At 54.1% G+C, this 15608-nt stretch carries 13 protein-coding genes; 4 read left to right on the top strand and 9 right to left on the bottom strand.

Going from position 1 to position 15608, the window contains the following annotated elements; all coding sequences use genetic code 11:
- Window positions 1–31: 31 nt before the first annotated feature.
- From aat to TH30_RS11845, 4 genes are all read right to left on the bottom strand, one after another.
- A complete protein-coding gene (gene aat / locus TH30_RS11860; protein ID WP_114098312.1) occupies window positions 32–679 on the bottom strand; it encodes a leucyl/phenylalanyl-tRNA--protein transferase in 648 nt (215 codons plus the stop codon).
- Window positions 680–893: 214 nt separating this feature from the next.
- Window positions 894–2243: an acetyl-CoA carboxylase biotin carboxylase subunit gene (accC, locus tag TH30_RS11855; RefSeq protein ID WP_114098311.1), complete on the bottom strand. Its 1350-nt coding sequence runs from the start codon at window positions 2241–2243 to the stop codon at window positions 894–896.
- 17 nt (window positions 2244–2260) lie between these two features.
- Window positions 2261–2713, bottom strand: coding sequence for an acetyl-CoA carboxylase biotin carboxyl carrier protein (gene accB, locus TH30_RS11850; protein ID WP_114098310.1), 453 nt, complete (start codon window positions 2711–2713; stop codon window positions 2261–2263).
- A gap of 11 nt (window positions 2714–2724) precedes the next feature.
- A complete protein-coding gene (locus tag TH30_RS11845) occupies window positions 2725–3093 on the bottom strand; it encodes a type II 3-dehydroquinate dehydratase (RefSeq protein WP_114098309.1) in 369 nt (122 codons plus the stop codon).
- A gap of 286 nt (window positions 3094–3379) precedes the next feature.
- Here TH30_RS11845 and thiS point away from each other — a divergent pair, with 286 nt between their 5' ends.
- On the top strand, window positions 3380–4375 hold the full coding sequence (gene thiS / locus TH30_RS11840) for a sulfur carrier protein ThiS (protein WP_114098308.1): 996 nt from the start codon (window positions 3380–3382) through the stop codon (window positions 4373–4375).
- A 129-nt stretch (window positions 4376–4504) separates the two neighbouring features.
- Here thiS and TH30_RS11835 read toward each other — a convergent pair whose 3' ends face one another.
- From TH30_RS11835 to TH30_RS11825, 3 genes are all read right to left on the bottom strand, one after another.
- A complete protein-coding gene (locus TH30_RS11835) occupies window positions 4505–5266 on the bottom strand; it encodes a DsbA family protein (RefSeq protein ID WP_114098307.1) in 762 nt (253 codons plus the stop codon).
- A gap of 76 nt (window positions 5267–5342) precedes the next feature.
- The gene (locus tag TH30_RS11830) at window positions 5343–5954 is read right to left on the bottom strand and encodes a hypothetical protein (RefSeq protein ID WP_258548700.1); all 612 of its coding nucleotides are present in this window, start codon (window positions 5952–5954) and stop codon (window positions 5343–5345) included.
- Window positions 5955–6046: 92 nt separating this feature from the next.
- On the bottom strand, window positions 6047–7402 hold the full coding sequence (locus TH30_RS11825; RefSeq protein WP_258548699.1) for a M48 family metalloprotease: 1356 nt from the start codon (window positions 7400–7402) through the stop codon (window positions 6047–6049).
- Here TH30_RS11825 and TH30_RS11820 point away from each other — a divergent pair.
- Together TH30_RS11820 and TH30_RS11815 are read left to right on the top strand one after the other, a co-directional pair.
- Window positions 7389–8777: a gamma-glutamyltransferase gene (locus TH30_RS11820; protein WP_114098305.1), complete on the top strand. Its 1389-nt coding sequence runs from the start codon at window positions 7389–7391 to the stop codon at window positions 8775–8777. The genes TH30_RS11825 and TH30_RS11820 overlap by 14 nt on opposite strands.
- Before the next feature lie 78 nt (window positions 8778–8855).
- Window positions 8856–10007, top strand: coding sequence for a pyridoxal phosphate-dependent aminotransferase (locus TH30_RS11815; RefSeq protein ID WP_114098304.1), 1152 nt, complete (start codon window positions 8856–8858; stop codon window positions 10005–10007).
- Here the strand turns inward: TH30_RS11815 and TH30_RS11810 are convergent.
- Both TH30_RS11810 and TH30_RS11805 read right to left on the bottom strand, forming a co-directional pair.
- Window positions 9979–10374 (bottom strand): hypothetical protein, encoded by a 396-nt coding sequence (locus tag TH30_RS11810; protein WP_114098303.1) that lies wholly within the window; start codon window positions 10372–10374, stop codon window positions 9979–9981. The two genes, TH30_RS11815 and TH30_RS11810, sit on opposite strands and share 29 nt — an antisense overlap.
- Window positions 10375–10492: 118 nt before the next feature.
- On the bottom strand, window positions 10493–13495 hold the full coding sequence (locus tag TH30_RS11805; RefSeq protein WP_114098302.1) for an Rne/Rng family ribonuclease: 3003 nt from the start codon (window positions 13493–13495) through the stop codon (window positions 10493–10495).
- A 714-nt stretch (window positions 13496–14209) separates the two neighbouring features.
- On the opposite strand from TH30_RS11805, the gene TH30_RS11800 reads away from it, so the two are divergent.
- Entirely contained in the window at window positions 14210–15424 is a 1215-nt protein-coding gene (locus TH30_RS11800; RefSeq protein ID WP_258548698.1) for an N-acetylmuramoyl-L-alanine amidase, read from the top strand.
- Window positions 15425–15608: the final 184 nt, after the last annotated feature.

The following is a 15608-nucleotide window of genomic DNA, read 5'->3' as shown; positions in this document are numbered from 1 at the left end:
AGGTACGCTGATTTCGCAAGGTGCGGGCAGCTTAACTATCGCCGCCTGAAAGGGTTTGTTCAAGGAATTCCGGTTCGACCTCGAACGGAAGATTTGCCCGCCCTGCCAAGGCCTTGGCAAGTTCGTTGCGATATCTTTCACGCGGGATTTCCAGAACGCCAAACTGCTTGAGATGATCATTCACAAACTGTGTATCAAGCAGGCTGAAGCCGCCCTGCCGCATCAGGGCAACCAGATGGACAAGGGCAACCTTGGACGCGTTGGTTGCGCGCGAAAACATGCTTTCGCCAAAGAATGCCTTGCCCAGACTGACACCATAAAGTCCGCCGACCAGTTCGCCGTCTTTCCATGCCTCTATCGAATGCGCGCAGCCCATTTTGTGAAGCGCGCAATAGGCTTCAAGGATATTGCTGTTGATCCATGTGTCATCGCGGGTTTCGGTTTGTTCTGCGCAGGCGCGGATGACATCGGGAAAGGCGCGATCTACATGGATTTTATAAGTGCCTTTGCGCACAGCCTTTTTGAGGCTGCGCGGGACATGAAACCCGTCAAGCGGCAATACGCCTCGCCATTCCGGATCAATCCAGTAAAGGGTTGGATCGTCATGGCTTTCGGCCATGGGAAACAGACCGACGGAATAAGCGCGGATCAAAAGATCAGGGGTCAGCTGGTTCGACATGATCGCAGTGATAATTGTTTCTGTCCTGTCTATCTGGGGTCAATTTACATATGAGAACGCGGGCAAGCCAGACAAGGGATCTTGTCAAATCTAGACGCGCGATACCATCAGGTTAGGCCCGGATCGATTATTTTTTTGATGCTGATTTGATGAAATATGCAGACAAAAAAACGGGAACCCGAAGGTTCCCGTTTGAAATCTGTATCATTTGTGATCAGAGGGTCTTTCTCATGCCCATGAACTTTTCCAGCCAGTGGATGTCATAATCCCCTTTCTGGATGTCTGGGTTGGCAAGAAGGGTCTGATGCAGCGGAATGGTGGTTTTGATACCGCCAATCGCATATTCAGCCAGTGCACGGCGCAGGCGCATCATGCATTCTTCGCGATCACGACCATGAACGATCAGCTTGGCAATCATGCTGTCGTAATAGGGCGGGATCGAATAGCCGGTATAGATACCACTGTCGACGCGTACGCCAAGGCCGCCCGGTGCATGATATTCCTTGATCTTGCCCGGTGACGGGACAAAGGTCTGCGGATCTTCTGCGTTGATGCGGCATTCAATGGCGTGACCGTGAATTTCAAGGTCTTCCTGTTTGAATGACAGTTCAAGGCCCGCAGCAACGCGGATCTGTTCACGCACAAGGTCAACGCCGGAAATCATTTCGGTGACCGGGTGTTCCACCTGAAGACGGGTGTTCATTTCAATGAAATAGAACTCGCCATTTTCATAGAGGAACTCGATGGTACCGGCATTGCGATAGCCCATGCCGATCATGGCATTGGCAACCGTGGAGCCGATCCGCTGGCGTTCTTCGACCGTCAGGGTCGGAGATGGTGCTTCTTCGAGAACCTTCTGGTGACGACGTTGCAACGAACAATCGCGTTCAAACAGGTGAACAGCATTACCGTGACTGTCACCAATGACCTGCAATTCGATGTGACGCGGTTTGCCAAGGTACTTTTCCATGTAAACGGCAGCATTGCCAAAGTTCTGCAATGCTTCCTTACGGGTCATGGAGAAGGCTTCTGCAAGGTCTTCTTCGCGTTCAACGACTTTCATGCCACGGCCGCCGCCGCCGCCCGATGCCTTGATCAGGACCGGATAGCCGATTTCCTTGGCGCATGTGCGGGCTTCGTCAACGGTAGTGATTTCACCATCAGAGCCCGGAACGCACGGAATGCCAAGTTTTTCGGCGGTTTGTTTTGCCGTGATCTTGTCACCCATCATGCGGATATGTTCCGCGGTCGGGCCGATAAAGACAAAGCCGTGTTCTTCGACCATGGCTGCGAAATCGGCGTTTTCCGACAGGAAGCCGTAACCCGGATGGATGGCTTCGGCGCCGGTGATTTCAGCAGCCGAAAGAATGGCCGGGATATTCAGATAGCTGTCTTTGGATGCAGGCGGGCCGATGCAAACCGATTCGTCGGCCAGACGCACATGCATTGCGTCAGCATCGGCGGTGGAATGCACCGCAACAGTTTTGATGCCCATTTCACGGCAGGCGCGCTGAATACGGAGCGCGATTTCGCCGCGGTTGGCAATCAGGATTTTGTCGAACATGCGGTTCTTACCCCGGCTTATTCAATAATGATCAGCGGTTCGTCATATTCGACCGGATGGCCGTCGGTCGCCAGAATCTGGCTTACTTTGCCTGATTTCGGCGCACGGATCGGGTTGAAGGTTTTCATCGCCTCGATCAGCATCACGGTCTGACCTTCGGAAACACTCGACCCGACCGAGATGAACGGAGCAGCGCCCGGTTCCGGTGCGAAGTAAACAACACCGACCATCGGTGATTTTACAGCGCCCGGATGCGAAGCTGCATCAGACGGAGCCGCTGCAACAGAGGCAGCAACCGGTGCCGGAGCCGCCGCAACCGGGGCTGCAGGAGCCGCAGCAACCATGGTGCCCTGGCGGGCAACGCGAATGCGGTTGTCACCAGCGGCAACTTCAATTTCGGTCAGATTGGTGTCGTCCAGCAGCTCGGCGAGCTGGCGAATGGCGTCATTGTCGATGTTGAACTTGCTCATTTCGATATCTTTTATGATGGTGTGTGGATCAATTCGCGCATGGCATCCAGGGCGTGTTTATAACTCTGGGAGCCAAAGCCATAGATCATACCGTTTGCAGCTTTCGAGACGTTTGCTTCTAGTCTGAATGCGTCCCGCTTTTGAATATTGGACAGATGGACCTCGATCATCGGCATATCTGATGCCCCAATCGCATCGAGGATCGCAACCGATGTGTGCGTATATGCCCCAGCATTGCAAAGAATGCCAGACTCTTCTTGTCGGGTTTCCTGAAACCAGTCAACCAGTTCACCTTCTTTGTTGTCTTCATGGCAGATGGCCCTAAGGCGCTCAGCCGTGTCATTGACTTCACATCGATCGTTGATCACGTGCAATGTCATCTTACCTCAGACATCCATTCGGTTATCGCATCCGGTTCCGATCTGGCACCTTATGTCCAACTTTTGGTGTTGCGTTTATAACACGACCAAAGTCTGACGCAACTTTGCAATAGTCTTGGCAATGCAGCATTGCATAACCGGTTTGCCATTCTTCATCGTCTTCGGGATGACTTTCCGCACATGAATGCTTAAAAGCCTTGGATGACGACTTGCCTCAGGCCGGGTCGCTGCGCATACTGCGCGGCAATCATGAAGATTTTAATACCACAGGGATTGAACGAAAAAGATGCTTCTGACGATCAACGGTGAAGACCGCAATATCGAGAATGCCGTAAACGTTGCCGAATTGCTTGGTGAGCTGGGCATTGCTGCAACCAAGGTCGCGGTTGAACGCAATCTCGAAATCGTTCCCAAAACAGCCTATGGCGAGACGCCTCTTGTTGATGGTGACAAGCTCGAGATCGTCCATTTCATTGGTGGCGGTTCGCAGGAGGCGGATCTTGCCGCAGCGGATGACGACGGGTTCGTCGTTGCGGGCAAGAAGTTCTCCTCGCGTCTTCTGGTCGGTACCGGAAAATACAAGGATTTTGAAGAAACCAAAATCGCAATTGAGGCATCAGGGGCCGAAATCGTCACGGTTGCTGTGCGTCGTGTCAATCTGACCGATCCCAACCAGCCGATGCTGGTCGATTATGTCGATCCGAAGAAATATACCTATCTGCCCAATACAGCGGGTTGCTTTACGGCCGATGATGCCGTCCGGACCCTGCGCCTTGCGCGCGAAGCAGGTGGCTGGAACCTTGTAAAACTTGAAGTGCTCGGGGATCAGGCAACGCTTTATCCCAATATGCCCGAAACGCTCAAGGCGGCTGAAGCCCTGATCAAGGATGGCTTTGATGTCATGGTTTATTGCAGCGATGATCCCATTCAGGCCAAGATGCTTGAAGACATGGGGTGCTGCGCCATCATGCCGCTAGGATCACTGATCGGGTCGGGCATGGGGATTCTCAATCCGGTCAATATTGCCCTGATCAAGGAACATGCCAATGTGCCGGTTCTCGTCGATGCCGGAGTTGGTACGGCGTCTGATGCCGCGGTTGCCATGGAGCTTGGCTGTGACGGGGTTCTTATGAATACCGCGATTGCCGGGGCAAAGGATCCGATCCGAATGGCTCGCGCGATGAAGCATGCAATTATTGCGGGCCGTGAATCCTTCCTTGCCGGCCGGATGCCCAAGAAGAAATATGCCGACCCATCTTCACCCTTGGCAGGCATCATCTGATCTTCGAGTTTGGCAAATAGCTCAAAGGCCCGTTTCGAAATCGAAACGGGCCTTTGTTTTTTGTTCGCAGACCGAAATGGCGTGACTACAGATGTAGTCCGTCTCTGTCGCGCGTGATCATTGCGACAATCACGATGCCTCTTCGAGACCGGCTTTCACAAGCGCATTGACACGTTCCATATCCGCACCGGAGACCAGACTGCCATTAATGATAAAGGCCGGTGTGCCACTGATGCCAACGGTGCGTGCCATTGCGGCATACTGGGCAATCATGCCGCCGATTTCCGGCGATTTCATATCTTCGCGCATTTTGGTCACATCGACGCCAGCACCAGCAGCAAGCTCGTCAATCCGGACATCATCAAGAAGACCACGGTTGCTCATGAAGGCTTCGTGGACTTCCATGTATTTGCCTTGCTTGTCGGCCGCCAGCGCAGCACGCGCGGCTGTGGCACTCTCTTCTCGCAGGATCGGGAATTCGACAAAAATCGTACGAACCTTGCCGTCATGTTCCTTGGCAATGTCCATCACGCCATCGAATGCACTTTTGCAATATCCGCAATGATAGTCAAAGAACTCGATGACTGTAACGGGTGCATCAACCGGGCCGATAGACGGTACAGAACTGTCGGCAACCAGTGCATCCCAGACAGGTGTGATGGCCTCTGCCTGCTGGCGGGCTTTTTCGGTTGCCTGCCAGATCTGGACATTCTGAATGGCGCGCAGAAGAACTTCGGGATTCTTCATCAGGTAGTCTTCGATCACGCTTTCGACTTCGGCCTTCTGACCTGCATTAAGGGCTTCGTCAGCCTGCGCAATCGATGCACCAAACAGCATGGTCGTTGCAATCGCGCTGCAGCCAAGGAAGCGTTTAACAATCTGGGAATTCATCGGGAGTCCTTCTGTGACTGTGGCCGCTTATGGCCTTGGAATTAGTGTGTTGGTTCTGTGATACGTGATCAGGTGTCTAACGGGAAAGTAAAATTTGCGTCAGATAGGTGATCCCACTCACAGACGCCCTGTGGTCGCGACCGGGCACAATACCGATCCAGACCAGCCGGACTTCGTCATTTGGGGTATCCGGCCAGTAGTGGCGGTAAAGGGTTGAAAGGTCGAAGTATTCGCGCTGCCATTCTCCATATTGTACGGTGCTTTGACCAATCGGAATACGTACAAGTTGATCCATGAACGGTTTGCCCGATCCCAGATCGCTTTCATTCCAGTTGCCCTGATCCTGTTTACGAAAACCAAGCTCAAGCTCAATGTCCCCGACCTGTGCTGTGCTGTTGAACTGCCAGTCAAACGACAAATAGGGTGAAGCCAGAACAACCACATTGGTTCTGCGTCCGATCTCGAATGATCCGACGCCCGGACGCACTGCCAGGGCGATATTCCCGTTCTTATCGACCCATTGAAGCGGTGTATCGGCGCTGGAAAGCTGTCCCGGGTTGATTTTCTGGCTGACGGTCCAGTAAGGCGGCGGACGGTCAAGCGAGAAGGGCGCATATAACAGTTTCAGATCACCTGCGGCATCAACCCCGGCATCGGGCAGCGAACATCCGGCGACTGATGCAGACACAAATATCGAGCATGATAAATATGTTATGCGTCTAAATGCCGTGAATCTTGCCAAAGATATTTTGAATCCTGCGCGACGCAGCAGACGACCGATCACTTCGGCGCATCCCTGCCCGGTGTTCCGTCAGGATTGGTCGCCTGCAAGATATCCTGTGCGCGTAGCCATGCTGCGGTTCCTTTTTCAAGTTTCCGGTCGGCCTGTACCGCGTGATAGCTTGCAGCCTGACGGTCACCGGTCAGAAGGCTGTATTCGGCCTGTGACAGCGATGCCTCGCCCTCATTACCAAGACGGCTTTCAACAATTGCACGGAAACGCCAGGCAGATGCATTGCCACGCTCTCGCGACAAAACGCCCATCAGGGTGGTTTTCGCTGGCTCAAGAAACGCATTATCACCGGTTTCGATCATCGCATGCGCCAGCAAAAGACGTATCAGAGGGGCGCCGTTCGAAAGTTCGACCGATTTTTCAAGCGGCGCTATTGCGTCATTGGCGCGACCGAATTCCAGAAGAACCTGACCTTTGAGTTCCTCGAAATAGGGGTTGGACGGCTCAACCGCGATCAGTTTTTCAATGATCTCAAGTGCCGGATCCAGTTCGGAATTCCGGTAATAGGCAATGGCGCGCGCATATTGGCCGGCAATGCTGGTATCGCTTTCAGGATAGATGCGCAGCGTGTTCTGGATATGGTTGGTAAAGGCATAAAGTTTGGCGCGCATACGGGCATGGCGCTCGTAAAACTCGGGGCTGACCCTGGCATCTTTCAGTGATGAATTGGCAACGTAATTTTCCAGAAACTCGACACGTTCGGTGGTCAGCGGGTGACTGCGCATATACGGATCCTGACTTGCCGTGCTCAGCAATTCCTGACCTTCAAGCGTTTCCATGAATTCCATCATGCCACGCGCAGAGATGCCTGCTGCTGTCAGATATTTTACACCGGCCTGATCGGCACTGCTTTCCTGTGTACGGGAATAGGCCAGAAAGTTACGCGTCGCAATATTCTGACCGCCCAGAATCGCCGCCGTCCCCACATCGGATCTGCCCGCGGCAACACCGGCAGCAACACCGGCAATGGTCGACAGGATCGAGATTGCAGAGGCATTGCGCAGTTGATCATGCACGCGCGAAAGGTGGCCGCCGGTGATGTGACCGGTCTCGTGGGCCATGACCCCGATAACCTGTTCTGGAGTCTCTGCTTTTAACAACAGCCCAGTATTGATAAAAAGCTTTTGTCCACCGGCAACAAATGCGTTCAAGCTGTTGTCAGAAACGATATAAACAGACACACCGTTCGGATCGAGCCCCGCTGCCTTGAAGATAGGTGTGGCATAGAGACGAAGGGTATCCTCGATCTCGGTATCGCGGATAAAAGAACGACCCTGCGCCAAAACCATGCTAGGCAGGGCAACAAGGAAAATGGCAGTGAGAGTTAAAATGCGTCTGAGCAAAATGTGCGTTCCATATTTTCGTTCGACTGATGTCGGTTCCGTGCCGACGCGCAAGCCATCATGGCGGATCGCGTTTGCAATCGCAATGACTGCCGGACTTGCTGCCTGCAGTAGTACTAATACAGAAAATCTTGGTCAAATAGGGGCAGTTACCGGATATTTCGGTGGTGTTGTCGCCGATGAGCCGCGGGCAGTAAGGGTTGCGCGCGACGTCCTGTCTGCTGGCGGTACCGCTGCGGATGCTTCTGTCGCGCTGTATGCGACCATGACAGTAACCAAACCATCTGTTGCCGGAATTGGCGGCGGCGGTGTGTGTGTCGTTCACGAACGCGCAGGCAAAAAGGTCGAGGTTCTTGATTTCTGGCCGCGTCCGGGGACTCGAACCAGTGCAGGTCAAACCGCAACCACGATTCCGGCCGTTCCGCGTGGTCTATATGCACTTAGTGCGCGCTTTGGGCGCCTGCAATGGGCGTCACTTCTAAGTGCGGCTGAACAATATGCCCGCCTTGGTGTGCCGGTATCGCGCTCACTTGTGAACGATATTCAGGCCAACCGTGCGCGCATCGAAGCTAGCCCGGCCTTGCGCAAGACATTCATGCCCGACGGCAAGTTGCTTGAAGTTGGTGATCGTATCCGTTCGGTCAATCTTGCAGCACTGCTGACATCGCTGCGTGTCAAGGGACCAGGTGATTTCTATAACGGTGCGCTTGGTGCAGATATTGCCGCAGCCGTCCAGAATGCCGGTGGCACGCTTACGGCTGACGATTTGCGCAATTATCGTCCGGAATGGAAAGCGGCGACCGAAGTCAAACATGGCAATGAAATTGTCTATCTTGCCTATCCGCCGCGTTCAGCAAGCGGACCATCCGTCATTACCGATGGCAGTGATGTTGCCGAAATCCTGAACCGTTATCTTGCCGATATCGCGTCTGGGGATTTGTCCGGGCAGGCACTTTCGGGTCGCAGTGGCTTTGTTGTCGTCGATCGTGCTGCCAATGCTGTTGCCTGTATGATGACCATGAATACGCCGTTTGGTGCGGGCCTTGGTGCAGATGCCTTTGGTCTTAACCTTGCCACTGGTGATGCCGCACAGGCGGCTACGCCACTGATCGGCCCGGCCCTGATGGTGAACCCGTTTGTCTGGGAATATTATTATGGCATTGCCGGGACGGGCACACCGGCCGGTGCAACCAAACAAATTGCCACCATGGCCGAAGATCTGATTGGTGCCGGGGCGGCATCGGGAATTACCCTTAATTCCCAGGGTGCGTCTTCTGTCAATGTGATCCGCTGCCTTGAAGGCGTGCCACCTCATCCGGAAAGTTGTCAGTTCGTGGCTGATCCGGCGGGCGGTGGCATGGCCGGTGTTCGCTAACAGGACATTTCAACAGGGCAGGGATCATCCTGCCCTGTTGCACTTAATCGTAGTTAAAACGAATTGGGACCCCACACAATGGCTTTGAAACAATCCCTGCGCGGCGCAATTTCGCCCTTTATCGTCATGGATGTGATGCGTGCAGCCAATGCGCGCGAGACCGAGGGAAAAGCTGTTTATCATCTTGAAGTCGGACAGCCGGGGACACCGGCCCCGCGCAAGGTCCGCGAAGCAGCTGCCAAGGCGCTTGAAGCCGACCTGATCGGCTATACCAACGCCATGGGCATCGATCCGCTACGCGAAGCCATTGCCGGACATTACAAAACAAAATTTGGTGTGTCGGTTGATCCGTCGCGCGTTTGCGTTGCCAGTGGATCGTCGTCGATCTTTGTACTGGCGTTCCTCGCGGCCTTTGATGCGGGCGACCGTGTTGCGATGGCAGCACCGGGATATCCGGCCTACCACAATATTCTCAGCGCGCTTGGTATTGATACGGTCAACCTGCCTGCGGGCCCGGAAACCCATTATCAGCCGACCGTTCAGATGCTCCGTGATCTTGAAGAGCCGGTTGATGGCCTGATCGTTGCCAGCCCGTCCAATCCGGCAGGCAGCATGATCGATGTCGAAACCTATCGTGAGCTGGCAACCTATTGCCGCGAAAACGGCATTCGCCTGATCAGTGACGAGATTTATCAGGGTATCTCGTTCGGGGATGTCAAGGAATGCACCGCCCTTGAATTCGGGGATGACGCCATCATCATCAACAGTTTTTCGAAATATTTCTCGATGACCGGCTGGCGTCTGGGTTGGGCAATTGTGCCGCCTGATCTGATGCGTGCGGTGGAATGCTTGCAGCAAAACCTGTTCATTTCCGCCCCGGCTTTGTCGCAAATTGCAGCCGTCGCCGCCTTTGATTGCGAAGATGAACTTCAGGCCAATATCGCGGCCTATGCGCGCAATCGCGAAATCCTGCTTGAAGGTCTGCCGAAGGCAGGCTTCACCAAATTCGCCCCGGCGGATGGTGCATTTTATCTCTATGCCGATGTCCGCGAGCTGACGAATGACAGCGAAGTTTTCTGTCGCCGGATGCTCGAGGAAACCGGTGTGGCCACCACACCGGGCACGGATTTTGACCGGATGCGTGGCAAGGGCTATGTACGTTTCTCTTTCGCGCATAGCGAGGCAACCATGATCGGTGCCGTCAAGGCGTTGCAGAATTGGAAACGCTAGACGACGTTGCATTCCGCTGGTAGCGACCATCTAGTCCTTTTCTGTCGGCGTTTTCGACAACATCCTTGATGAGATACAGTGTGAGAGGTGTCTGTCGAACTTTGTCAGTCATCGAGTGGATGCCACGTCTGGAGAAAAACGCATAGAAGTGACTGTGCAGCACCGAACCCAAACACAAGAAAAGTGATGATAGCGTCGCAAAGACAAGAATTGTGATCGGTATCGAGAAGTTCTTGATGGTTGCTGCCGTCATTGAGAGCAAGCCATAGACAATGAGAGCGGCAGCGATGTCTAGGGCAACGATGATGCCGATAATTTTACCCCATCGTCTGTAAGTCATCTGAGGATGGAATAGTTTTTTGCTCATTGTGACCGATCTGATCCCTCAACGCTGACAGTTATCATTGCTAAAACCTTTATAGGTTTAAACAAAAAAAAGACCGCTGAATTTCAGCGGTCTTTTTCTTTTAGCGACTTTGATCGGGTTAGCGACCAAGGCTCCACCAGCCGCGTTTTTTCGACTTGGGCTTTTCGTCCTTTGCCGGTTCGGCTGCAGGGGCTGCTTCCGGTGCCGGGGCAGGGGCCTCGGTTTTGGCCGGTTCAGCCGGTTTTGGTGCTGCCGGTTTTTCGACAGGTGCCTCAACCTTTGGTGCTTCTGCTTTCGGTGCCGGTGCTGCGACTTCTGCCGGGGCAGCTGCCGGTGCGGCAACGGTGGTTTCCGGTTTGCTTTCAGCAACGGCCTCCGGTGCCGGGCCGCTCTGGATCGGGATATTTTTCACATCACCACGATCATTGCTGCCTTCAGGGCGATCCGAGCGCGGATTGCGGTCACGGCGGTTGCGACGGTTGTCGTTGCGATCCCGACGCGGACGGGCCGGGGCCGGTGCCGTGGTGCTGCGCACACGACCGACACGAACGCCTTCCTGATCAAAGCTGTCAGCATCCTGACCGTCGCTTTCGGCGTCGATCACGCTGTTTTCTTCAGAACCATCCGGTGCTTCGTGATCACGGTTGCGACGCGCAGATGTCAGGGCCGGATCATCATTGGGCGAACGGGTACGGTTGGTATCGAAATCCTGACGACGCGAACGGCGACGGCCACCACGTTTGCCACGACGGCGACGCTTGCGCTGGCTTTCTTCATCATCGTCATCAAGGTTGCCGTGATCCGAACCATCAGCATCTTCGGCGTCGGTATCTGCCGCTTCCTGCTGGGTATCGTTGCGATCATCACGATCATCGTTGCGACCGCGACGACGACGGCGACGACGGCGGCGTTTGCCACCCTGATCGTCATCATCACCACGAACAATGTCTTCATCTTCGTCTTCGTCGTCTTCAACCGGGCTTTCAATTGCCGTCAGCGACACGCTGTCGGTATTGAGAACCGGGCTTACCTCTTCCTGCTCGTCACCTTTTTTCGCGCGGGTGCGCTCGATACGGTGATCCGGGGAAATCAGGCTGTCATCGCCAAAGATCATCACGGTGAAGCCGTAACGTTGTTCGATTTCAGCAAGCGAATCACGTTTACGGTTCAGGATGTAAAGGGCGACTTCGCTGGCGACATGAACGGTGAGCGCACCAGAGCGACGGCGCATGCCTTCTTCTTCGATGACACGCAGCAGATGAAGGGCTGCACTTTCTATCGAACGGACAAGGCCGACACCACGGCAATGCGAGCAAACCTCGAACGCGCTTTCAACAAGCGACGGACGCAGGCGCTGACGCGACATTTCAAGCAGGCCAAACGGGCTGATACGGCCAATCTGCAAACGTGCACGGTCATTGCGCATCGCTTCTTTAAGCTTGCGTTCAACCGATGCCTGATTGCGGTGATCTTCCATGTCGATGAAGTCGACAACGATCAGACCGGCAAGGTCACGCAGGCGCAGCTGGCGTGCCAGTTCCTCGGCCGCTTCAAGGTTGGTCTTGTATGCGGTTTCTTCGATATTGCGTTCGCGGGTCGAGCGGCCGGAGTTCACGTCAATCGCGACCAGTGCTTCGGTCGGGTTGATGACGATATAACCACCGGATTTAAGCTGTACGACCGGGTTGAGCATCGCATCAAGCTGACTTTCCACCTGGAAACGGTGGAACAGTGGCACGCCCTGATCCTTATAGGGCTGCACGCGCTTGGCATGTGATGGCATCAGCATTTTCATGAAGTCTTTGGCGATCCGGTAACCTTCGTCACCTTCGACCAGAACTTCATCAACATCGCGTGCATAAAGGTCACGGATGGAACGCTTGATCAGATCGGCTTCTTCGTAAATCAGGCAAGGTGCCTGGCTCTGAAGGGTGGTTTCGCGGATACGATCCCACAGACGCATCAGATAGTCGAAGTCGCGTTTGATTTCGGCTTTGGTCCGTTCTGCACCGGCGGTGCGAACGATCACGGCCATGCCGTCCGGAATCTCCAGCTCGGCCAGAATGGATTTCAGACGCTTGCGGTCCTGGGCATTGGTGATTTTGCGCGAAATGCCGCCACCACGCGGGGTGTTTGGCATCAGAACGCAATAACGGCCCGCCAGCGACAGGAAGGTCGAAAGTGCCGCACCCTTGTTGCCGCGTTCTTCCTTGACGACCTGAACCAGAATGATCTGGCGGCGTTTGATCACTTCCTGAATTTTGTAGCGTTTCTGAAGCTGACGGCTGTGTGATTCGACGAATTCGTCGGCATCGTCGCCACCAAGGTCTTCGATTTCTTCTTCTTCGCCACCGGCATCCGCAGACGGTGCCCCGTCATCATTGTCGTCGCCTTCACCGTCGGCATCAATGTCAACGGTCAGTTCTGCGACTTCTGCCGACATTGCGGCATTACCGCCGGTCGGGGTGTCGTCAGAACCGTTGTCGTCACCATCATTGCTTTCTGCGGCCGGGGCATCATCAGATGACGCTTCGGTTGCTGATGCTTCGACATCATCGGACTTTTTGCGACGATTGCGGGTGCGACGACGACGCGGCTTGGCGTCTTCTTCCTCGGAAGATGCCTGTGCATCGCTTGCGTCAGCAGCATCGGCCGGGGTTTCTGCCTCGGCACCTGCTTCGAGTTCGGCTGCATCACCTTCGGTCGGTTCAGCCGTTTCGTCCTTGTCCTTTGCGCGCGGTTTGCGACGCGAACGTGAACGGGCAGGTTTCTTTTCTTTTTTAGGGCTGTCTTCGGTTTCGCCGATATTGTCTTCGACAATTTCAGCGTCCTTGACCTGTGCGCCGCCCTGACTCAGGGCTTCGCGGTCGGCAACCGGGATCTGGTAGTAGTCAGAGTGGATTTCGCTGAAGGCAAGAAAACCGTGGCGGTTTCCACCATAATCAACAAAGGCCGCCTGCAAAGAGGGTTCTACACGCGTCACTTTCGCGAGGTAGATGTTTCCCTTGATTTGTTTTTTTGTCGAAGTCTCGACATCGTATTCTTCTAGGCGATTTCCATTAATAACAACGACACGGCTTTCTTCCGCGTGCGTTGCATCGATAAGCATGCGTTTAACCATTCGGAACCTGTTCCTGGAGGCCCCGCCAGTTCAATGCTACGCGCATTACTGCGCTGATATGCAAACAAACCGGCGTGACCGGAGGCGCCGTCCAATAGGGTCGCGATATGTCCTGTTTGTCTCTGGTTCATCGCGTGTCGGCTGCTCTTCCGGTTCGGACCTGGTTTTGATGTTGAAACAAAATAGGTTGTGTATTTTCGAGCGCGCCAAGGCAGCCTTTTTAAGGAGGGCTCTATCGGGAGCGGGAATTGCCGCGTCACCGAGACACCGACCGTAAGAACTGATCTAGTCGCGTCCTCAGCCTGGTGGCGTTTTAGGTACATACCACAAAGCATAGGAATCTCGGGTGCAACATATCCGGTTTATTCGCCTGCGACAAACAGTTTTGTTACATCAGACGATGACTTTCTGACACCGGCCTGTCAAAAGGCGAAGATTTCCGCGCATTTTCGCCTATGACGATCAATTGCTGTCAAATATATGAAAAAGCAAAGCTTTTGACCTGCTGGCTGTGTCGCGACCATTAAAGGCAGGTTGATCAGGGGTGCGTCTAACTTCTTGCTTTGGTCAATTGCCCGTTAACCAACGCGTTGTTATAACCTTTGATCTCAGCTCTGGCAGGGTAAACAGGCGCAAGCACGACAGATGAATTCACCGCATGCAACATCACATTCCAATATGCGACCTGCACCGTGGGTTACGGTGTATCGTAAATTGACAAGATTTGCGATCTCGCTGTTTTTGCTGCTTTTTTCTGCCCAGATGGTTACGTCGACGGCCAATGCACAGGCCGCCAAGGTCCTTGGCGCGCGACTTGGCGTCTATCCCGATTATACGCGTTTCGTAATCGATCTCGACCGGGATGTGGATTTTACCTATTTCCTGCTGCCTGATCCGTATCGCATCATTATCGATATGCCGGAAATCGACTGGAGCGCCCCTCCGGGCAAGGTGACCTCGGGCGGGGGGCTGATTTCCGGGCTGCGCTATGGCCTGTTCAAGCCCGGTACATTCCGTGTCGTGCTTGATGTTGCCGAACCATCGCTGGTGTCCAAGATATTTGCATTACCGGCATCCGGCGGGAAGCCCAATCGTCTGGTTGTCGACCTTAAACCGGCAAAACGTCAGGCTTTTCTGGATGCATCGCGCGATAGCATGGCAGCCTATTCCGCGCGCAGCCGCAATGATACCAGTGCCACAGAACAAAGTGTTGATGTCGGTGTAAAATCCGGCCGTGGCGGCGAGGAAAAGCCGCTGATCGCCATTGATGCCGGACATGGTGGCGTTGATCCCGGTGCCATCGGGGTTGGCAATGTCTATGAAAAGGACCTGACGCTGGCCGCAGCCCGTCAGCTTGCAGATACCCTGACCGCGTCGGGGCGTTATCGTGTGCTTCTGACACGCGACAAGGATGTGTTCCTTAAATTGCGCCAGCGTGTTGAAATTGCGCGTAAAAATGGTGCCGATCTTTTCATCTCGCTGCATGCAGACTCTATTGCCAATCCGAAGCATCGCGGCGGATCGGTCTATACCCTGTCTGAAAACGCATCGGACAAGGAGGCAGCAGCCCTTGCTTCCAAGGAAAACAAGGCCGACGTCATTGCCGGTATTGATCTCTCTGATGAAAACTCGCTGGTACAAAGCATTCTGATCGACTTGGCTCAGCGCGAAACCATGAACCTGTCGGCAACGCTGGCTGCCAACATGGTAAGCCAGTTGTCACAAAGCATCGAACTGCAACGCAGAACCCATCGCTTTGCCGGATTTGCGGTTCTCAAGGCGCCTGATATTCCGTCTGCCCTGTTTGAAATGGGGTATCTGTCCAATGCAACAGATACCAAGCTCCTGCAAAGCCCGGCCCATCGTAAAAAGATTGCCGAAGCAGTCTTGCGGGCAATTGATATCTATTTCGAGAAACACAAATTCTAGAACTGGAACGCAGCAAAGGCTTTGCCCCGCATTTCCAATGTTTGGGGCAGGGCAGTTTGATGCGTATATTCGCACGGAATGAACAAAAAGATACGCAGCGTGCGTGTCGTCACAACCTTGTCACTTTTTTGCCGCTATAGTCGGCATAACTGCGGTAGATCGACCAGACAAGGTCGATAATCTG

Origin of the sequence: Thalassospira profundimaris, from assembly GCF_003326795.1 — a bacterium.
GTDB lineage: Bacteria > Pseudomonadota > Alphaproteobacteria > Rhodospirillales > Thalassospiraceae > Thalassospira > Thalassospira profundimaris_C.
This window is presented reverse-complemented; position numbering and strand designations above follow the sequence as displayed.